The sequence below is a fragment of the Paraburkholderia aspalathi genome, from assembly GCF_900116445.1.
GTDB lineage: Bacteria > Pseudomonadota > Gammaproteobacteria > Burkholderiales > Burkholderiaceae > Paraburkholderia > Paraburkholderia aspalathi.
The window spans coordinates 1-20,892 of record NZ_FPBH01000063.1; the positions used below are offsets into that span (position 1 = coordinate 1).

Annotated in this window: 18 protein-coding genes; 16 read left to right on the forward strand and 2 right to left on the reverse strand. The window is 62.1% G+C overall.

Annotated features, from left to right (window positions below):
• The first annotated feature begins 464 nt into the window (after positions 1-464).
• From BM438_RS43520 to pcaC, 5 genes are all read left to right on the forward strand, one after another.
• Positions 465-1,169 (forward strand): 3-oxoacid CoA-transferase subunit A, encoded by a 705-nt coding sequence (locus tag BM438_RS43520; protein ID WP_054043283.1) that lies wholly within the window; start codon positions 465-467, stop codon positions 1,167-1,169.
• Between the two features lie 10 nt (positions 1,170-1,179).
• The gene (locus tag BM438_RS43525) at positions 1,180-1,839 is read left to right on the forward strand and encodes a 3-oxoacid CoA-transferase subunit B (protein ID WP_093647594.1); all 660 of its coding nucleotides are present in this window, start codon (positions 1,180-1,182) and stop codon (positions 1,837-1,839) included.
• Between the two features lie 403 nt (positions 1,840-2,242).
• On the forward strand, positions 2,243-3,622 hold the full coding sequence (locus BM438_RS43530; protein ID WP_093647618.1) for a 3-carboxy-cis,cis-muconate cycloisomerase: 1,380 nt from the start codon (positions 2,243-2,245) through the stop codon (positions 3,620-3,622).
• Positions 3,623-3,627: 5 nt separating this feature from the next.
• The gene (gene pcaD, locus BM438_RS43535) at positions 3,628-4,419 is read left to right on the forward strand and encodes a 3-oxoadipate enol-lactonase (protein ID WP_093647596.1); all 792 of its coding nucleotides are present in this window, start codon (positions 3,628-3,630) and stop codon (positions 4,417-4,419) included.
• Positions 4,416-4,811 carry a 4-carboxymuconolactone decarboxylase gene (gene pcaC, locus BM438_RS43540; RefSeq protein ID WP_054043292.1) on the forward strand — a complete coding sequence of 132 codons (396 nt, stop codon included), beginning with the start codon at positions 4,416-4,418 and terminating at the stop codon, positions 4,809-4,811. The genes pcaD and pcaC overlap by 4 nt, the downstream gene beginning before the upstream one ends.
• A 119-nt stretch (positions 4,812-4,930) precedes the next feature.
• Here the strand turns inward: pcaC and BM438_RS43545 are convergent, their stop codons facing one another.
• Positions 4,931-5,632 carry a TetR family transcriptional regulator gene (locus BM438_RS43545; RefSeq protein WP_093647620.1) on the reverse strand — a complete coding sequence of 234 codons (702 nt, stop codon included), beginning with the start codon at positions 5,630-5,632 and terminating at the stop codon, positions 4,931-4,933.
• A gap of 402 nt (positions 5,633-6,034) precedes the next feature.
• On the opposite strand from BM438_RS43545, the gene BM438_RS43550 reads away from it, so the two are divergent.
• The 11 genes from BM438_RS43550 (at position 6,035) to BM438_RS43600 (ending at position 20,119) form a co-directional block, all read left to right on the forward strand.
• Complete coding sequence (locus BM438_RS43550) at positions 6,035-7,642, forward strand: 6-hydroxynicotinate reductase (protein ID WP_093647599.1); 1,608 nt, start codon at positions 6,035-6,037, stop codon at positions 7,640-7,642.
• Between the two features lie 49 nt (positions 7,643-7,691).
• Entirely contained in the window at positions 7,692-8,633 is a 942-nt protein-coding gene (locus BM438_RS43555; RefSeq protein ID WP_093647601.1) for a UPF0280 family protein, read from the forward strand.
• Positions 8,609-9,199: an amino acid synthesis family protein gene (locus tag BM438_RS43560; protein ID WP_093647603.1), complete on the forward strand. Its 591-nt coding sequence runs from the start codon at positions 8,609-8,611 to the stop codon at positions 9,197-9,199. Before BM438_RS43555 ends, BM438_RS43560 begins: the two co-directional genes overlap by 25 nt.
• A gap of 80 nt (positions 9,200-9,279) precedes the next feature.
• Positions 9,280-9,864: an amino acid synthesis family protein gene (locus tag BM438_RS43565; RefSeq protein WP_093647605.1), complete on the forward strand. Its 585-nt coding sequence runs from the start codon at positions 9,280-9,282 to the stop codon at positions 9,862-9,864.
• An 18-nt stretch (positions 9,865-9,882) separates the two neighbouring features.
• The gene (locus BM438_RS43570; protein ID WP_093647607.1) at positions 9,883-11,823 is read left to right on the forward strand and encodes an ABC transporter permease; all 1,941 of its coding nucleotides are present in this window, start codon (positions 9,883-9,885) and stop codon (positions 11,821-11,823) included.
• Positions 11,820-12,629, forward strand: coding sequence for an ABC transporter ATP-binding protein (locus BM438_RS43575; RefSeq protein ID WP_093647609.1), 810 nt, complete (start codon positions 11,820-11,822; stop codon positions 12,627-12,629). Before BM438_RS43570 ends, BM438_RS43575 begins: the two co-directional genes overlap by 4 nt.
• The gene (locus tag BM438_RS43580; RefSeq protein ID WP_054043304.1) at positions 12,626-13,339 is read left to right on the forward strand and encodes an ABC transporter ATP-binding protein; all 714 of its coding nucleotides are present in this window, start codon (positions 12,626-12,628) and stop codon (positions 13,337-13,339) included. The genes BM438_RS43575 and BM438_RS43580 overlap by 4 nt, the downstream gene beginning before the upstream one ends.
• A gap of 73 nt (positions 13,340-13,412) precedes the next feature.
• Entirely contained in the window at positions 13,413-14,612 is a 1,200-nt protein-coding gene (locus tag BM438_RS43585) for an amidohydrolase family protein (RefSeq protein WP_093647611.1), read from the forward strand.
• Between the two features lie 31 nt (positions 14,613-14,643).
• Positions 14,644-15,150, forward strand: coding sequence for a (2Fe-2S)-binding protein (locus tag BM438_RS43590; RefSeq protein ID WP_093647622.1), 507 nt, complete (start codon positions 14,644-14,646; stop codon positions 15,148-15,150).
• Entirely contained in the window at positions 15,147-18,758 is a 3,612-nt protein-coding gene (locus BM438_RS43595; protein WP_093647614.1) for a molybdopterin cofactor-binding domain-containing protein, read from the forward strand. Before BM438_RS43590 ends, BM438_RS43595 begins: the two co-directional genes overlap by 4 nt.
• A 152-nt stretch (positions 18,759-18,910) precedes the next feature.
• Positions 18,911-20,119 (forward strand): ABC transporter substrate-binding protein, encoded by a 1,209-nt coding sequence (locus BM438_RS43600; protein WP_093647616.1) that lies wholly within the window; start codon positions 18,911-18,913, stop codon positions 20,117-20,119.
• A gap of 555 nt (positions 20,120-20,674) precedes the next feature.
• On the opposite strand, the gene BM438_RS46020 is transcribed toward BM438_RS43600, so the two are convergent.
• The coding region (locus BM438_RS46020; protein ID WP_208620838.1) for a hypothetical protein at positions 20,675-20,892 on the reverse strand (218 nt) is incomplete at its 5' end.

A 20,892-nucleotide genomic window follows, 5' to 3' on the forward strand; every position in this document is an offset into this window, starting at 1 on the left:
CCTTGAATTCTTCGGGTATGTTCCGTCTGCTCATTTCTCACCTCGTTTGGAGAATTATCCCCTTTAGAGGTGTCCATAGTCATTGGACCACTACAGTGCCGCCCCGCACAGGGGCAACACTAATAGACCACTAACAAAACAAGGAAAGGCCAAAGCCCCAAGAACACTGACAAAACGCCGAGCAGGCAAACAACACCAAGAAAAAGCCCCAAAACAAGCAAAAGCGACCCCGCCGGGCAGGCCGAATCCTATCCTTAAGGGGAATCCCCCGCCTTGACAACCAACCCAAACCACAACCATAATCGCCCTGAACGTTCGCTAATCGAATCCATGTTCACATATCGAACAAATCGGAAGTGAACAAACGCAAGAGCAAGCCCCGGCCCGGAGACCGTCCCGCACAAGCCCCTGCCTGCAAAGGCAAAGAGCCTGGCGATACGCAGCGCCCCAAAAGGAAATTCGACATGATCAACAAGATTTTCGAGTCACTTCAGTCGGCCGTCGCCGATGTCCACGACGGCGCGACCGTCATGATCGGCGGCTTCGGCACGGCCGGCATGCCGTCCGAGCTGATTGACGCGCTCATCGAACAGGGCGCGCGCGAACTCACCATCGTCAACAACAACGCCGGTAACGGCGATATCGGCCTCGCGGCGCTGCTCAACGCCAAACGCGTGCGCAAAATCATCTGCTCGTTCCCGCGCCAAAGCGATTCATATGTGTTCGACGCGCTCTATCGCGCCGGTGAAATCGAACTCGAACTGGTGCCGCAAGGCAACCTCGCGGAACGTATTCGCGCAGCAGGCGCGGGCATCGGCGGGTTCTTCACGCCCACTGGTTATGGCACCAAACTCGCTGAAGGCAAGGAAACCCGTCTGATCGACGGCAAGCACTACGTGCTGGAGTCGCCGCTGCATGCGGACTTCGCGCTGATCAAAGCGTTCAAGGGCGACCGCTGGGGCAATCTGGTCTATCGCAAGACTGCGCGCAACTTCGGTCCGATCATGGCAAGCGCGGCGAAAACGGCCATCGTGCAAGTGTCGAAAGTGGTGCCGCTCGGCGAGCTCGATCCGGAAAACATCATCACGCCCGGCATCTTCGTGCAACGCGTGATCGAAGTGCCGCAAGCTGCGCATCAAGCCGAACTTGCATCCGCGAACGCCGCCTGAGGAGACCGACATGAAAAAACTGACCCGCGATGAAATGGCCAAGCGCGTTGCCCAGGATATCCCTGAAGGCGCTTACGTGAACCTCGGCATCGGCGTGCCGACGCTGGTGGCCAACCACCTTGGCGCCGACAAGGAAATCTTCCTGCACAGCGAAAACGGCCTGCTCGGCATGGGCCCGGCCCCCGCGAAAGGCGAGGAAGACGACGAACTGATCAACGCCGGCAAGCAGCACGTCACGCTGCTTACGGGCGGTGCCTACTTCCATCACTCGGATTCGTTCGCGATGATGCGCGGCGGCCATCTGGATTTCTGCGTGCTCGGCGCGTTCCAGGTGTCGGCGAAGGGCGACCTGGCGAACTGGCACACCGGCGCGCCTGACGCAATTCCGGCTGTCGGCGGCGCCATGGACCTCGCAATCGGCGCGAAGCAGGTCTACGTGATGATGGAGCACCTGACCAAACAGGGCGAAAGCAAGATCGCGGCGGAATGCACGTATCCGGTCACGGGTGTGAACTGCGTCGACCGCATCTATACGGACCTGGCGATGATCGACGTCACCGACAAGGGCCTCGTCGTGCGCGAAATCTTCTCGGACATCGACTTCGATGCGTTGCACAAACTGACCGGCGTCCCGCTGATCGACGGCACCCAGGCGGCTCGCGCGGCCTAAGCACGGGCGCGGCGGCTGTCCGTACGAAGGCCCGTGGCGAAGTCAAACCGCTGGCCGGGCGATGGCAATGCGTATGCCGCGCATCGTGCTGCCACCAATGTGCGCGTGCGCAACGTGCTGTCGCCGATGCGCACGCCGGGCAGCGTGTAGCCACCAATATGCGGGCCGCGCAAACCGTGCAGCCGCCAATGTCCGCAGCTCGCATGAGGCAAGCTTCGTGCTCGTGACGCGATGTCACGGCGTCACGTTGTTACAGCGAGCCGTCGCGTCAGCATTCGAAGCAGAATGCACCGCATCGCCGTGTGCGGTACGCTCTCGGTAGAAAGCGCCGGTGGCGCGCCTCGCAGCACGCCCAGATCGCCGCGGCGAAACCTTCACTTCCGACACCCTCATCGACGCCATCATGCTCGACTCCAGCGCCCGTCTGACCGGCCTTCTTTGCGGCACACAGCCGATGAACGACATCTGGGCGCCGCGTGCCACGCTGCAACGGATGCTCGATGTCGAAGCAGCGCTCGCGCGCGCTTCGGCTGCTCATAACGTGATTCCGCGCAGCGCGCTGGCCGCGATCGAGGGCGCCTGCCAGGCCGATCAACTCGACGCCGATGCACTCGCGCGCGACGCGGCGCTCGGCGGCAACCTCGCGATTCCGCTCGTCAAACAACTTACTGCGCGTGTCAAAGCGGCGGACCCCGAAGCGTCGAAGTACGTGCATTGGGGCGCAACAAGCCAGGACATCATCGATACGGCAACGGTGCTGCAACTGCGCGACACCTTCGATCTGCTCGACAGCGGCTTGCAAGCGACATGCGATGCCGTAGCGAAACTCGCGGCCACCCATCGCGCGACGCCGATGATCGGCCGCACCTGGTTGCAGCAGGCGTTGCCCATCACGCTCGGCCTGAAGTTCGCGCAATGGCTCGACGCGTTGCTGCGTCATCGTGAGCGGCTCGATGCGTTGCGCGCGCGTGTGCTGGTGCTGCAATTCGGCGGCGCAGCGGGCACGCTGGCGAGTCTGCGTGACGCGGCGCCGCAAGTGACGCAATCATTGGCGCAAGAACTCAAGCTCACTGTGCCCACGTTGCCGTGGCACACACAGCGCGATCGCATCGCTGAAACAGCGGCGCTGTTCGGCATGTTGATTGGCACACTCGGCAAGATCGCGCGCGATATCTCGCTGCAGATGCAAACCGAAATCGATGAGCTGGCCGAGCCCGCCGCGGCAGGCAAGGGCGGTTCGTCGACAATGCCGCACAAGCGCAACCCGGTCGGCTGCGCCGCGGTGCTGACGGCAGCAACACGTGCGCCGGGGCTGGTGGCCACGGTGTTCGCCGGCATGGTGCAGGAGCACGAGCGCGCGCTTGGCGGCTGGCAAGCCGAGTGGGACGCGTTGCCGGATCTCGCGCGCCTTGCAGGCGGCGCGCTCGCCAACATCGAACAGATCGCCGCGGGTCTCAACGTGAATGTCCCGCGCCTTGCCGCCAATCTCAACGTCACGCACGGATTGATTCTTGGCGAAGCTGTGATGCTTGCACTAGGCGACAGCATCGGCCGGCTCGATGCGCATCATCTGGTCGAGCGCGCATCCAAGGCGGCAATCGCCGAGCGCAAGACGCTCTTCGACGTGCTCTCGGCGGACCCCGCCGTGACCGAACATCTTTCGCTTGAGCGCCTCATGCAACTGCTCGATCCCGCTCAATACGTCGGCCAGGCACACGCTTATGTGGACGCCGCGCTGGCACTTCATCACGCGCGCGCGAGGCGCGCTACTTCCAAGGAGTAACCGGCATGCCCTACGCTGTAGTCAACGGTACCGAGCTGCATTATCGAATCGACGGTGACCGTCACGGCAATGCACCGTGGATCGTGTTGTCGAATTCGCTCGGCAGCGATCTGTCGATGTGGACGCCGCAAGTGGCGGCGCTGTCCAAACACTTCCGCGTGCTGCGCTACGACACGCGCGGTCATGGTCACTCGGAAGCGCCGAAGGGTCCGTACACGATCGAACAACTGACCGGCGACGTGCTCGGCCTGATGGATACGCTGAAGATCGCGCGCGCGAATTTCTGCGGTCTGTCGATGGGCGGCCTCACCGGCGTCGCGTTGGCCGCGCGTCACGCGAATCGTCTCGAACGCGTCGTGCTGTGCAATACGGCGGCACGTATCGGTTCGCCTGAAGTGTGGGTGCCGCGCGCCGCGAAAGCCCGTACGGAAGGCATGCTCGCGCTGGCCGACGCGGTATTGCCGCGCTGGTTCACCGCCGACTACATCGAGCGTGAGCCGGTGGTTCTGGCAATGATTCGCGACGTGTTCGTGCATACCGACAAGGAAGGCTACGCATCGAATTGCGACGCGATCGACGCAGCGGATCTGCGCCCCGAAGCCCCCGGCATCAAGGTGCCCGCGCTGGTGATCAGCGGTACCCACGATCTGGCCGCAACGCCGGCACAAGGCCGCGAACTGGCGCAAGCGATTCCGGGCGCGCGTTACGTCGAACTGGATGCCTCGCATATTTCCAACATCGAGCAGGTCGAGGCCTTCACGAAAACTGTGCTCGACTTCCTGACGGAGCAAAAATGAACGACGAAGACCGTTACGAAGCCGGACTCGGAGTGCGCCGCGCGGTGCTGGGCAGCGCGCACGTCGACCGGTCGCTTGCGAACCGCACCGAGTTGACGGAGGAGTTCCAGAACTTTATTACCCGCTATGCGTGGGGCGAAATCTGGACGCGTGAAGGCTTGCCGCGTCACACGCGCAGCCTGCTGACCATCGCGATGATGGTTGCGCTCAATCGCAGCGAAGAACTCGCATTGCACTTGCGCGCCGCGAAGAACAACGGCGTGACGCGCGAGCAGATCAAGGAAGTGCTGCTGCAAACCGCAATCTATTGCGGCGTGCCGGCGGCCAATTCGGCCTTCCACCTGGCCGATAAACTGTTCCGCGAAGACGACGCCGCAGCGGCAAAGCCGTAACGACGTTCGGCTACGGGTGCGGCGTGTAACCACGCCGTCCAGCGAATCCCGCCTACGCCGAAACGAAGCAGCTCAAAACGCGACGCGGAGCCTGAAGCGTACGTCAGACGAAACGCGCTTCAGGCCGTGCTGCTTACATCCATCACGACCGTGTCCACCGGCGACTGCAAGCGCACGGCGCGCAACACCGTGTCCTTGATGACCTCGCGCCAATGCGCGAGTGCGGCCTTGTCCATCAGCGGTTCACCGAGAAACGCCCCGAGCGTGTACTGATTGGCGTTATAGAAATAACCGAGCGACGCGATTATCAGATACACGTCACGCGCTTTGACGTCGTCACGAAAGACGTTTTGCGCCTTGCCCGCGTCCAGCAACTTCTGCACGACAGAAATCGCATAGCCCGAAATCTCCTTCAGCTTTGACGATTTTTTCGCGTGCTTGCCCTGATGCAGGTTCTCGCTCGACAGCAGGGTGACGAACTCGGGGTGATCGAGGTAATACTGCCAGACGAATTCGACCATCTGCTCGAGACCGTGCACGGGATCGTCCAGATCGAGATCGAGCTTGCTTTCGGCCTCGTTGAACTGCGTGTAGATGGTCTCCAGGACTTCGACAAACAATTGCTCCTTGCTGCCGAAGTAGTAATAGATCATCCGGTCGTGCGAACGCGCGGCCTTCGAAATACTTTCGACCCGGCCGCTTGCATAGCCTTGCTTTGCAAAGACCTTGATTGCCGCTTTGAGAATCTTGGCGCGCGTGTCTTGCGCCTGTTTCGCTCGGATGCCGATAGCGCCCGGCTTGCGGGCAGCAGTGGGACTCATGGCGGTCTCGGATCTCTTTGTTTGCGTCAGGTTGAACGGCATGCGCCGTAGCCGCTTGGTGCGCTCAGGTATGGCGCGTCTTCATCATACAGCCCATATCATGCGCAACGAAATGCCCTGCAAAGTCATGTGCTTCGGCGTAGATTGATTCGTAATTCCTGCGGGGATGCCGCGCCGCAGCATTCAGACGGGTACCGGGAAACTGCGGGGAAACCACCGGGAAACTCGTTGCGCAGTCTATTTTGATCGAGTAGATTTCAAGCAAGTTTGGTGTAGTGGATGCTACACGAACGGTGAGTGGCCGCAACATGAAAAAAGCGGGTTACGCAAAAGTGCCTTTAAACAGGGACTATTTGTCAGCCGGGCAGGACCGATTGTAATGTCGTCGTATGGAACCCCACCATGACAGAACATACGAAGGTCGATTTCGGTGCGGAGCGCGTCGACGGCGAAACCGCCTCGACGCCGGGTCCGACCGTGCTTGAGAAAGCGGCGCCGCGCAGCGAGCGAATGGCGTCGAACAAGATCGAATGCAATGCGTGCCCGGTGTTGTGCCAGATTTCCGAAGGCCGCACCGGCGCGTGCGATCGTTATGCGAATGCGGACGGGCGGTTGATTCGCGTTGACCCTGTGGTGTTTCTTTCACGCGCCGCGATTTCGCCTGAAGCGATCACTAGCAATGCGGATACCACGGTCGAATTTGGTGCATCGTCCGAGGTGCGCGATCCCGTCGCGGAACAGGCGCTGTTCGTAACCGGCGTTGGCGCATCGTCCACGTATCCCGACTACAAGCCCGCACCGTTCATCGTTTCCTCGAAGTTGGACGACGTCGATATGGTCACGGTCGTCACCGAGGGCATTTTCAGCTATTGCAGCTTCAAGGTGAAGATCGATACCGACCGCTTTCTCGGGCCGGAGCAATCGAACGTGCGTTGCCATGGCGAGATCGTCGGCCATGTGACCACAGCGGAGTACGGCTCGCAGATGCTGAGTCTCGGCGGTGTCCACCATCTGACGGGCGGCAGCAAGAAGGAAGGCCGCGTGACGTGCGACATGATGCTCGCGCTCGGCAACAAGGAAGCGGTGGAGTTGACCATCGATGGCGGTGCGAGTCTGGTGATTCGTGCGGGGGCGGCACCGATTGTCGATGGCGTCGAAGAACAGCGTATGCGGGTGGGTTGTGGGTCGGCCACCATCGGCATCTTTGCGAAGCAATGGTTCGGTCACGCAGACGAAGTGGTGGTGGTCGACGATCACATCACCGGCGTCCTCACCGAGCACCAGGCAGGCCGCTGCCTTGGCATGACGCCCTCAGGTCTGAAGATTCGCGGACGCAAGTCGACGCCCGGCCGTTATTTCCAGGTGGCGAATCCCGGCACCGGCTGGGGCGGCACCGACATTCAGGACCCGCTGGCGATTGTCGAAAGCTTCGATCCGGCGGTGGCGAAACCGGGCATGCGCTTGCTGATGGTGTCGACCACCGGCGAACACGCGCAGTGGTATGAACTCGATCAGAACCTCGTGCCGCGCATCGCAGCCATGCCGGACGCCGTGCGCAGCACGGTCGAACGAATCGGCGAGAACTGCGAGCCGTCGCTTGCTACGGTACTGTTTCTCGGCGGCGCGGGCGGCAGCCTGCGAGCGGGGGCCACGGAGAACCCGGTCCTGCTCACCCGCGCAATCAAACAGAGGCTGGTGAACGTAACATGTGGTGGCGCGCCAACCTATGTGTGGCCAGGTGGTGGCATTACCGTGATGGTGGATGTCTCGCGCATGCCCGATCGATCGTTCGGCACGGTGCCCACACCCGCGATCGTCGCGCCGATCGAATTCACCATGACATATGACGCGTATCGCGATCTCGGCGGCCATCTCGACGCGGTGCGTTCACTGGAAAGCGTGCTGGCGAATGGACCGGAACATACAGAAGGGGCACCGCTCGCGCGCAGGACTATCGCGCGTTATCCCGACAATCCGTGGCCGCCGGCCATGCCGCCAATGCCAGGCTAACGGCGGCGCCACCACCGGCACAATCGACACGACGAACGCGACGCACACGATGAACCCAACCCGAACCCGGCTCGACGCGGCCCGCTGGCATTGGCAGCACGGCCCGATCGATCTGATCCTCAGCGCGGACGGCGAGCCTTCGGCCGTGCAGGCTGCTTACGAGGCGTGCTGGACGCGTTTTGTGGACGTATTGCCCGAGTTGGTCGGCGAGTTGAAGCTGCTTCGGCAGCCTGTGCCGAGCGACGCGGCGCATAGCGATTGCACGTTGAAGGGCGCTGTGGCCCGGCGCATGTGGAGCGCGTGTTATCCGCACCGCGTGCGGTATATCACGCCGATGGCGGCTGTTGCAGGCAGCGTCGCGGACGAATTGATCACGGCGTTTGCACGCGAAGGCATCTCGCGCGCCTTCATCAACAACGGCGGTGACATCGCACTCTATTTGACTGAAGGGCAGCAGTACCGCGTGGGTGTGTTCGCCGATCTGGCGGCGTTCTCCGGTGAGAAGGCGCCAGGCGATCTGGCTTTGGACGCAAACTTGATGCTCAACGCCGCCATGCCGATTCGCGGCGTCGCGACAAGCGGCTGGCGCGGCCGCAGCTTCAGCTTGGGGATCGCCGACAGCGTGACCGTGCTCGCCCGCAATGCCGCCGCCGCTGATGCCGCCGCCACGATGATCGCCAACGCCGTCGATCTGGAGCATGCGGGCATCGTGCGCAGGCCGGCTTCCTCGTTGAAGGACGATAGCGATCTCGGTGACCTGCTCGTGACCGTCGACGTGCCGTCCTTGCCGCAAACGCTGATCGATTTCGCGCTGGCACGCGGTGTCGACGCCGCGCAGCGTTTGCACGAACAAGGTTTGATCGAAGGCGCCGCGCTGTTCCTGCAAGGTCGGGCGCGCGTGACCGGTGGTACCTATGAGAATGGCGCGTTATTTACGCAGCGCGCCCGGATAACAACGGAGGCTCCGTGTTCGAAATACGCCGCGTGCTGACGCACGTCGAAGACATTTTCCATGAGTTCGGTCCCGCGCCTGCGCAGCCGCTCAGGCGCGGCGCGATTGCCGCGGTGATGACGAATCCGTTCGCCGGCCGCTACGAAGCCAGAATCGAACACGCCATGGAAGCGCTCAAGCCGATCGGCTTCGACATGGCGCAACGGCTGCTGGCGGCGATGGCCGTGCCGCACGCGGCGATCGAAAGCTACGGCAAGGGTGCAATCATCGGCTCGCGAGGTGAACTCGAGCATGGCGCGCTGTGGCACGTCCCCGGCGGCTATGCGATGCGCGAACTGCTGGAGAAAAACGGCGTGCCGACCAACGCGATCGTGCCGTCGACGAAGAAAGTCGGCGCGCCTTCCACCGCGCTCGATGTGCCGCTAACGCATGTCAACGCGAGCTACGTGCGCAGCCATTTCGATGCGATCGAAGTGCGGGTGCCCGGCGCGCCCGCCGCGGATGAACTGGTATATATCCTCGTGATGAGCACGGGCCAGCGCGTGCATGCGCGCGTCGGCGGCCTGGCGAAAGAGGCGATTGTGGGCAAGGACGGCTTGCGCTGAGCGGCGCGTGATCCACGCAATGCGTTGAGGCGAGTAAGCGGAACACTAAGCAGAACATGCATCGAAACCCGGAGATCGAAATGGCAATCAAGCTTCGCAAGCTGGTCGTGCAGGTCGATGAAACACGCATTGAAATGGGGCAGGCCATCGAGCCGCCGACACGCCGCGCAGTCGCGATTGCGGTGATCGATAATCCTTACGCGGGCCGCTATGAGGCCAAGCTCGACGCGCTGATCGAAGCCGGTGAGGAACTGGGCGCGTTGCTCGGCAACAAGTGCGTCGAAGCCCTGGGTATCAAACCGGGCGACGCGCAAAGTTACGGCAAGGCGGCGATCGTCGGCGAAGCGGGTGAACTCGAACATGCGGCGGCGATCCTGCACCCCAAGCTCGGTGCTCCGCTGCGGGTAGCAGTCGAGAAGGGCGCGGCGCTGGTGCCGTCGGCGAAAAAAATGGGTACGCTTGGCACCGCGATCGATGTCCCGCTGGGACACAAGGACGCGGCCTTCGTGCGGAGCCATTTCGATGCAATCGAAGCGCGCGTGTCGGACGCGCCGCGCGCCAACGAAATTGTCGTGGCGGTCGCGGTGACGGCTTCGGGCCGGCCGTTACCGCGTATCGGCGGCTTGCAGGCGAGTGAGATCAAAGGCGAAGACGGTTTGCGCTGAGTTACTTTAAGGGTCGCGATGCTTTCGAATTTGCTGGTACAGCTGGTCAACGGACTCGCCGACGCGTCGACACTGTTTCTCGTCGCCGCCGGTTTGTCGCTGATCTTCGGCGTGACGCGCATCGTCAACTTCGCGCACGGCTCGTTCTATATGTTCGGCATCTATGTCGCGTATAGCATCGCGAGCCGTTTCGGCCATACGGCGGGCGGGTTCTGGTTGTCGGTACTGGCTGCCGCGCTGGTGGTTGCGGTGCTTGGTGCGCTGGTCGAAATGATCGTACTACGGCGCATCTACCAGGCCCCCGAGTTGTTCCATTTACTGGCGACATTCGCGCTGGTGCTGATCTTTCGCGATGCCGCGCTGTGGCTATGGGGCCCGGAGGACCTGTTCGGGCCGCGTGCGCCGCATCTGGCTGGCGCAGTTAATTTTCTCGGCCATCCGCTGCCGACCTACGATATCGCGCTGATCGTGATCGGGCCGGTGGTGTTGCTGCTGCTCTGGTATGCGTTGACGCGTACCCGTTGGGGCACGCTGGTGCGCGCCGCGACGCAGGATCGCGAGATGCTCGGCGCACTCGGCATCAATCAGGCGTGGCTGTTCACCGGCGTGTTTTTCGTCGGCGCGTTTCTCGCCGGCCTGGGCGGCGCGTTGCAAGGGCCCCGGATGTCGGCGAATCTGTCGTTGGATCTGGAGACTATCGGCAATGCGTTTGTCGTCGTGGTGGTCGGCGGCATGGGGTCGATTCCGGGTGCGTTCGTCGCGGCGTTGCTGATCGCCGAGATCAAGGCGCTGTGTATCGGCATCGGCCATGTTTCCGTATTCGGTATCGATCTGTCCTTGAGCCGCTTTACGCTCGTTGCGGAATTTGTCGTGATGGCGGTGGTGCTGGTGGTGCGGCCTTGGGGTTTGCTAGGGAAGGCGAGCGCTGCAGTGCGAGGCATGGCCGCGCCTGAAGCGCCGTTGCGGCCCGCAGGCAAGCGCCTGAAGTGGCTGGCGGCAATCGCCTTGTTGGTGCTGGTGCTCGCGCCGCTTGCGGCCAATGCGTTTCCCTACATGCCTGTGCTGCTGGTTGAGATCCTGATCGCCGTATTGTTCGCGACGAGTCTTCATTTCATCATGGGCCCTGGCGGCATGCATTCTTTCGGCCACGCGGCGTACTTCGGTTTGGGCGCATACGGCGCCGCGCTGTTTCTCAAAGTTTTGAATCTACCGATGGAAGCGGCGTTGCTGCTCGGCCCCTTGCTTGCCGTGGCAGGCGCGCTCGTGTTCGGCTGGTTCTGCGTACGTCTCTCAGGCGTCTACCTCGCGATGCTGACGCTCGCATTCGCGCAGATCGTCTGGTCGGTCGTGTTCCAGTGGGACGACGTGACGGGTGGCAGTAACGGCATTCTCGGCTTGTGGCCGTCGAACTGGTTGGCGTCGCCGGTCGCTTTTTACTATCTGACGCTCGTCTGCGCTGTGATCGGCGTGTGGCTGTTGCGCAAGATGCTGTTCTCGCCGCTTGGCTACGCGATGCGGGCGTCGCGTGATTCTGTGTTGCGGGCCGAGGCGATCGGCATCGACGTGAAACGCGTGCAGTGGGCGGCTTTCGTCGTCGCGTCATTGTTTTGTGGCCTCGCCGGATCGCTTTATGCCTTCTCCAAGGGGACGATTTCGCCGGAGGTGATCAGCGTCAGCCGCTCAGTAGATGGCCTCGTGATGGTGCTGCTTGGCGGCCTGCAGACGTTGACTGGCCCGATCGTCGGCGCAGCCGTGTTCACGTGGCTGCAGGACACCGTCGCGCGGCAAACCGATTATTGGCAGGCATTGCTGGGCTTCGCGATCTTGCTGCTGGTGATCGCGTTTCCGCAGGGCATCGTCGGTTTCATTCGCGAGCGTTTCGGCGACGATACGGTGGATAAGGCGGAAGAGCGTACTCCATCGCCATCGCAAGGTACGGCGATCAAGGAGGGGCTATGAGCTTGCTGCGCGTCTCCGGCCTCTCCAAATCATTCGGCGGCCTGAAAGCGGTCGACGATGTTTCCTTCGATCTCGAAGCCGGTCAACTATTGGCGCTGCTGGGTCCGAACGGAGCGGGCAAGTCGACCTGCTTCAACATGGTCAATGGGCAACTGCAGCCGTCGTCCGGATCGATTCGTCTCGACGATCATGAACTGGTCGGCATGCGGCCACGCGATATCTGGCGGCTGGGCGTCGGCCGTACGTTCCAGATTGCCGCGACCTTCAATTCGATGACCGTGCTCGAGAATGTGCAGATGGCGCTGGTCTCGCGTGAACGGAAGACTTTTGGTCTCTGGAAACCCGCAGGCTCGCGCTATGCCGATGAAGCCATGACCCTGCTCGAACAGGTCGGCATGGGCGCCGATGCGAACCGCGCCTGCGGCGTGCTTGCATACGGCGACGTCAAACGCGTTGAACTCGCTATCGCATTGGCAAACCGGCCGAAGCTACTACTGATGGACGAGCCCACTGCCGGTATGGCGCCAAAGGAGCGCAACGAACTGATGGCGCTCACCAAGCGGCTCGTCACCGAACACCAAATCGGCGTGCTGTTTACCGAGCACAGCATGGACGTTGTATTCGCGTACGCCGATCGCATGATTGTGCTCGCGCGCGGCAAGTTGATCGCCGAGGGCGACGCCGAAACGATCCGCAGCGACGCACGCGTGCAGGAAGTTTATTTCGGCACCGGCAAGACCTTCCAGCCACGCGCGCCGCTGCATGAAGCGGCAGGCGGCCATCAAGGACAAGGAGCGCTGCAATGAGCGAGCCGATGCTGAAAGTCGCCGGCCTCAATGCGTTCTATGGCCGCGCGCACATTCTGTTCGACGTCGGCCTCGAAGTCGGCCGCGGCGAAGTGGTCGCGCTGATGGGCCGCAACGGCGCGGGCAAATCGACGACGATGAAAGCGGTGATGGGTTTGCTGCCGCGACGTCAGGGAGAGGTCCGTTTTCGCGGGCAAAACATCGCGGCGTTGCCGCCGTATCGGATCGCACGCATGGGCATGGGTTTCGTCCCTGAAGATCGCCGCGTGTTCTCCGATCTGACCGTGATGGAGAACCTCGATACAGGCCGTCAGCCGCCACGCGAAGGCGCGCCTGAGTGGACGCCGGAAAAGTTGTTCCGCCTGTTCCCCAATCTCGGTGAAATGCCAAAACGCCCCGGCGGCCAGATGAGCGGCGGCGAGCAGCAGATGCTTACCGTCTCGCGCACGCTGATGGGCAATCCGTATCTGGTGCTGCTCGACGAACCGTCCGAGGGCGTCGCGCCCGTGATCGTCGAGCAGATGGCCAACATGATTCTCGAACTCAAGCGCGAAGGGCTGTCGATTCTATTGTCGGAGCAGAATCTGCATTTCGCCGAGCTGGTCAGCGACCGCGCGTACGTGCTCGAAAAAGGGCAGATCCGCTTCAGCGGCACGATCGGCGAACTCGCAAAGAACGAAACGGTCAGGCGCGCTTATCTGAGCGTGTGATTCCATTGGCGCCGCATGCGTGCAGGGTGTGCACGCATGCGACGCCGGGCAGTCGGTGCGAAAGGAGAAGCAGATGGCAGCAGAGACGTTGACAGGCTTGTCGGGCAAGGTCGCGGTAACGAACATCGGTTTGCTGTTATCCGGCGACATCGACCAGCCGATTCTCGACGCGGACACGCTGGTGATCGACGACGGCGTGATCGTCGCGATTGGCCGCGAGAAAGATTGCGACCTCGAAGGTGCGCGGACCACGGTCGACTGTAAAGGCACCACGGTCGCGCCAGGCCTGATCGATTCGCACGTGCATCCGGTGTTCGGCGACTGGACGCCGCGCCAGAATCAGATGGGCTGGATCGAATCGAATCTGAACGGCGGCGTGACGACGATGATTTCCGCCGGCGAAGTGCATTTGCCCGGCCGTCCGAAAGACGTGGTCGGCATCAAGGCGCTTGCCATTACCGCTCAACGTTCGTTCGAAGGGATGCGTGGCGCGGGTGTCGGTGGTGGTGTGAAAGTCATGGCGGGTGCGCCGGTGATCGAGAAGGGCATGGTCGAGGAGGACTTCAAGGAGCTCTCGGAAGCGGGCGTGAAGCTGCTCGGCGAAGTGGGACTCGGCAGCGTCAAAGGCGGCGAGGAAGCGGCGCAGATGGTCGCCTGGGCCCGCAAGTACGGTATTCAAAGCACAATTCACACGGGCGGCCCGTCGATTCCCGGCTCGGGCCTGATCGATCGGGACGTGGTGCTTGCTGCCGATGCGGACGTGATCGGCCACATCAATGGCGGCCATACGTCGCTCTCCTATCGGCACGTATGCGATCTGTGCGAGCAATCGACCCGCGCGCTGGAAATCGTTCATAACGGCAACGAACGGATCGCGCTGCTCACCGCACGTCACGCGATCGAATTGAAGTGTCCACATCGGATCATTCTCGGCACCGATAGTCCGGCAGGTTCTGGCGTGCAGCCGCTCGGCATTCTGCGGATGATCGCGCTGATCTCGAGTCTCGCCGACGTCCCCGCAGAAATTGCCTTCTGCTTCGCCACAGGCAATACCGCGCGGCAACGCAATCTGCGGCAAGGACTGATCGAAGTGGGCCGTCCCGCCGACCTCGTTTTCATGGACCGTGCGCAGCACACGGCCGCCGATACTCTGCTTGAGAGTGTGCAGCTCGGCGATATTCCCGGTGTCGGCATGGTGATGATCGACGGCTTGATCCGCTGCCGGCGCAGCCGCAATACGCCACCGGCGACCGAAGTGCCGGTGGTGCTTTGAACACGCGCCGTACGGCGTGGCCGGCATTGTCATGAACCGCCCGGCGCCGCTTACGCTGAATGTCAACGGCGTGACGCATCTTGTCAACGCCAGCGTGGACACGCCCCTGCTTTACCTGCTGCGTAACGACCTCGCGCTAAACGGTCCGAAGTTCGGCTGCGGACTTGGCGAATGTGGTGCGTGTACGGTCCTGCTCGACGGTATGCCGACGCGTTCGTGCGTGACGACCGCGAAGGTTGCCTTGGGGCGTGAGATCACCACGCTCGAAGGACTGGGCACGCGTGTCGCACTGCATCCAGTGCAGCAGGCGTTTATCGAAGAACAGGCCGCGCAGTGCGGCTATTGCCTGAACGGCATGATCATGACCGCCAAAGCGTTGCTCGATCGCGATCCGCATCCGAGCGTCGAGACGATCCGGCGGGAACTGTCGCGCAACTTGTGCCGGTGCGGCACGCATGTCGAGATCGTGCGCGCGGTGCAGCGCGCGGCCGAACTGCTCGCTGCGCAAGCCTCCGTGCGTGAAGGAGTGCGCGCATGACAGGGCCGGATTTCAGCGTCGATCGGCGTTCCGCGCCGCTGTCACGACGGCAGCTCTATGACGCGCAGAGCGTGCTCATCATCACGCGGCCGCCGCAGGCGCCGGTGAAGCCTGCGATCGGTCAGCCGGGGTCGCGTTCGTCGTTCGTGCCGACCGAGGCGGACATGTTTCTCGTGGTGAGTGACGACGGCAGCGTGGTGGCGTTCAACGGTCACGTCGATCTCGGCACCGGCATCGGCACCGCGCTCGCGCAGATCGTTGCGGAAGAACTGGATGTACCGTTGACGCGCGTGTCGGTCGTACTCGGCCACACCAGCGAGGCGCCGAATCAGGGGCCGACGATTGCAAGCGCGACGATCCAGATATCGGCGGTGCCACTCAGGCATGCAGCGGCGCAAGCGCGTCAGTTCCTTCTGGCGGAAGCAGCCGCACGTTTGAACGTCAGCACAGAGCAGCTCGACGTGCGAGACGGCGTGGTTTTCACGCGAGACGGCGGGACGGAAAAGAGCATTGCCTACGGTGAATTGATCACCGGGCGGCGCATCGAATTGGACCTTGCGACCGATGCGCCTTTGAAATCGCCTGACGCGTACAAGATCGTCGGCAAGAGCACGCCGCGTGTCGATATTCCGGCGAAGGCGACCGGTGAATTGAGTTTCGTGCATGACGTGCGTGTGCCTGGCATGCTGCATGGGCGTGTTGTTCGTCCACCTTATGCCGGCGTCGCGCAGGGCGACTTCATGGGCAACAGCCTGCTGCATGTCGATGAAGCTTCAGTTAGCGATTTGCCTGGAATCGTCAAGGTCGTGGTGATCCGCGATTTTGTCGGCATCGTGGCCGAACGCGAAGAGGTCGCGCAGCAGGCGGTGAAGCGCTTGCATGTGCAGTGGAAAGCGGTAGAGGGTTTGCCTGCGCTCGAAACCAGCGAGGAAGTGGAAGCTGCGCTAAGAGCTAATCCGGCCAATCGGCGCGATCTGGTGATCGAAGGTGACGTTGACGCAGCACTCGCGCAAGACCCTGCCCGAACGCTGGAACGCACCTACGTATGGCCGTTTCAGATGCATGCGTCGATTGGACCGTCGTGCGCGGTGGCCGACTACCGGGATGCGAAGCTGAAAGTCTGGTCGGGCACGCAGAACCCACATTCGTTGCGTGCGGATCTCGCCTTGCTGATGGCGCTCGACGAAGCGCACATCGAAATCGTGCGCATGGACGCAGCGGGTTGCTACGGCCGCAATTGTGCGGACGATGTCGCCGCCGACGCCGCGCTGTTATCGCGCGCAACCGGCAGTCCGGTGCGCGTGCAACTATCGCGTGAAGACGAGCATGCATGGGAGCCAAAAGGCGCTGCGCAATTGATGGACGTGCGCGGCGCTTTAGATGCCGAAGGCGAGCTCGCCGCGTACGACTTCGCGACGCGCTATCCATCGAACGACGCCCCCACGTTGGCGTTGCTGCTTACCGGCACCATTTCCGCGCAGCCGCAGGTATTCGAAATGGGTGACCGCACATCCGTGCCGCCATACGACTACCGGACCATGCGCATTGTTTGCGACGACACGCCGCCGATCGTGCGCGCGTCCTGGCTGCGGGGCGTGTCGGCCTTGCCGAACACCTTCGCGCATGAATCCTTTATCGACGAACTCGCGGCTGAGGCGGGCGTAGATCCGGTCGAGTTTCGTTTGAAGCATCTGACCGATCCGCGTGCGATCGATCTCGTGAAGGCCGTGGCTGAGAAAGCTGGCTGGCAGCCTCGTAGCATCGCCTTGAAGGATGATCAGGAAGAGGGCGACGTTGCGCGTGGTCGAGGCTTTGCCTACGCCCGCTACGTGCACAGCAAATTCCCGGGGTTCGGCGCGGCATGGTCCGCATGGGTCGCCGACATCGAAGTCAATCGCAAGAGCGGCGAGCTTGCGGTGACGCGTGTGGTGGTCGGCCAGGATACCGGCACCATGGTGAATCCTGACGGCGTGCGTCATCAGATACACGGCAACGTGATTCAGGCGACCAGCCGCGCGCTGAAAGAACGCGTGACGTTCGGCGATAACGCGGTCACGAGTCAGGAATGGGGCGCGTATCCGATTCTGACGTTCCGTGAGGTGCCGGTGATCGAAGTCGTGATGATGCCGCGGCACGGCGAGCCACCGATGGGCACAGGCGAATCGGCGTCGCTGCCTGGCGCCGCGGCGATCGCCAACGCGCTGTACGACGCGACAGGTGTGCGTTTTCGCAGACCGCCGTTCACCCCGGAGACGATTCGCGCAGCGCTCGCCGATGCGCAAGCGGAAGAAGCGGCGGCGCGCAAAAAGAAGCGCTGGCGGCTCGGTTTTCTCGGCGCAATTGCGGCGGGCGCTGCCGGCTGGCTAGGCGCATTGGCTTTGACGCCGCAAGCCATGGCGCCGATTACGCCGCCACTCGCGAGCGCGTTTGCGCCTGAGTTGGTGGCGCGCGGCAAACTGCTGGCGGCGCTGGGCAATTGCGCGGTTTGCCATACCGCGCACAACGGCGTGCCGAATGCCGGCGGCAAACCGCTCGATACGCCATTCGGCACCATCTACAGCACCAACATCACGCCTGATGGACAGACGGGGATCGGCACATGGTCGCTCGACGCATTCGTGCGGGCGATGCGGCAAGGCATCAGCCGCGACGGCCATCATTTGTATCCCGCGTTCCCGTACACGTCGTTCAGGAACACGTCCGACGACGATCTGAAAGCGCTCTACGCGTATCTGATGGCGCAAACGCCGGTGCGTTCCAGGCCGCCGGAAACGAAGCTGGCCTTTCCATTCAGCGTGCGTCCCTTGATGGCCGCATGGAACGGGCTTTTCCTCGGACGCAATACGTTTACCGCCAGTGGGACGCAAAGTGCGCAATGGGACCGCGGGGCGTATCTCGTGAACAGCCTCGGCCACTGCAGCGCATGCCATACCCCGCGTAATGCATTCGGTGCCGAGAAAACCGGCGCCGCGTTCATGGGCGGCGGCATGGCGGAAGGCTGGGAGGCGCCCGCGCTATCGACGCTGTCCAACGCGCCCGTACCCTGGAGCGAAGACGAACTGTTCAGCTATCTGCGCTACGGTCATGCGCCGCTGCATGGCGTCGCGGCCGGGCCGATGGCGCCGGTCGTCAACGATCTGGTGGCGTTGCCCGACAGTGACATTCGCGCGATGGCCACGTATCTCGCGTCTTTGAATCCTCTCGAGCCCAATACGGATCCTGCGGCGATGGCGCGTCAATACGAGCAGGCCAGCACGATTACGGGCACCGCAACAGGTCTTGGTGCGCGTCTTTTCGACGGCGCATGTGCAGCCTGTCATCACACGGGCAGTGGACCGCAATTGTTCGGTGCGCATCCTTCGCTGGCGCTTAACACGAATCTGCATAGCACGACGCCTGATAATCTGATTCGCGTGATTCTCGATGGTATCGGCTCGCCTGCACGGCCCGAACTCGGTACGATGCCGGCTTACCGTGACAGTTTCAACGACGCCCAAGTCGCCGAACTGGTGACCTACCTGCGTCAGCAATTCGCCGGCGGCAAGCCGGCATGGCAGGACGTCACGGCGAGCGTTGCGAGAATTCGCGCGACGCCGCAGGCAGAGTGAAATCGCGAAACGTTTTGCATGACTCGCAGCATCGCTCGTAGCACCACTGGCAGCACAATTCGCAATACGGTTCGCCGAACGAATCGCCAAACGCTTCAACGCTTGATAAAAACGACCGCATTCCCGCAATCCTTTTGATAACGGAGAAACGCATGACCACGCGCGCAGGATGGATCTCTCGCCTCACGGTTTCAACGGCTCTATCGCTCGCGGCCGTCGGCGCGAGTGCACAGCAGACCATCAAGGTCGGTGAAATCAACAGCTACAAGGCGCAGCCGGCCTTTCTCGGGCCTTACAAGAACGGCTGGAATCTTGCGCTCGAGCAGGTGAACGCGGCGGGCGGCGTACTCGGCAAACAGCTTGAAGTGGTGTCGCGCGACGACAACGGCAATCCGGGCGACACCATCCGCGTCGCGCAGGAGTTGATTGCACGCGAGCAGGTGCAATTGCTGTTCGGCGGCTTCCTGTCGAACACGGGTCTCGCATTAACCGACTTCGCGAAGCAGAAGAAGATTTTCTTCCTCGCGGCCGAACCGTTGACTGACAAGATCGTTTGGGCCGACGGCAACAAATATACGTACCGTCTGCGTCCTTCGACGTATATGCAAGTGGCGATGCTGGTGCCGGAGGCGGTGAAGCTGAAGAAGAAGCGTTGGGCGCTTGTGTATCCGAACTACGAGTACGGGCAATCGGCGGTGGCGACGTTCAAGAAGCTGATGACGGCGGCGCAGCCGGACGTGGAGTTTGTCGCCGAACAGGCGACGCCGCTGGGCAATGTCGATGCGGGCGCGGTGTCGCAGGCGATCGCTGACGCGAAACCGGATGCGATTTTCAACGTGCTGTTTGGCGCCGATCTCGGCAAGTTTGTGCGTGAGGGCAATACGCGTGGCTTGTTCAAGGATCGCAGCGTGGTGTCGTTGCTGACGGGCGAGCCGGACTATCTCGATCCGCTGGGAGCGGAGGCGCCGACGGGCTGGATCGTGACAGGCTACCCGTGGTATTCGATCGATACGGCGGCGAACAAGAAGTTTGTCGATGCGTATCAGGCGAAGTATCACGATTATCCGCGACTGGGGTCAGTCGTTGGGTATTCGGCGTTGATGTCGATCGCGGCGGGGATCAAGAAGGCCGGATCTACCGATCCGGATAAGCTCGCCGCCGCGTTCAAGGGGCTAGGGGTGGAGACGCCCTTCGGGCCGATTACTTATCGGGGGCAGGATAATCAGTCGACCATGGGCGCTTTTGTTGGGGTTACCGGTCTTAAGGACGGTAAGGGGGTGATGACTTCTTATCGGTATATCGATGGGGGGAGTGTGCAGCCTTCGGATGCGGAGGTTAAGAAGTTGAGGCCGGCTGAATAGTAGGTAGTAGGGCTTTTTGCCTTTTGCGGCGGCATTGGCCGTGTTCCTGGGGCTTTGGCCTCTCCTTGAATTGTTAGTGGTCTATTAGCGTTCCCCCTGTGCGGGGGGGCACCTACTTTTCTTTGCCGCCGCAAAGAAAAGTAGGCAAAAGAAAGCGGCTAGAAGCCCCTGCTAAGTGGGCACCGTGGTCTGCTACGGGTAGTGGTGCGACTGGAATCCGTGCTCTCGCACATTCCGCGGTAGTGACAAAGGAGTCATCAGCTCCCACTCCGCACTGCGTGCGTCGCGGACGGGTCTGCTTGGGAAACCACGGGGTTCGGTTGAGGTTTGTGGGGGCCGTCGGCTTCGCCTCGGCGACGCGCCTCTGCATTTACGCGGAAATCCCACTTCAAACGACATCTCGGTGTACTGCAATCACCGTCTCGGCCACGATTACTGTCGCTGCTGCGGTAGACGCTTGCCATTGCCGTTCCGATCACAATCGCGGTGGCGGCGGTGTAATGACGAGCCACAGCGCGGTGGCGAGAAGCAGGCGCCAAAACGCAGCGATCGGTTTTATGAACTGCTCTTCGGCGCGCGCAGCGCCGCCGGAAGTATGACGCCCTTGTCACAAGCACGTGCACGGGCACGAACACAGATTCCAGATGCACCACTACCCGTAGCAGACCACGGTGCCCACTTAGCAGGGGCTTCTAGCCGCTTTCTTTGCTTATCTTTCTTTGCGGCGGCAAAGAAAGTAAGTGTGTAGTGGTTCAATGAACCTGGACACCTCT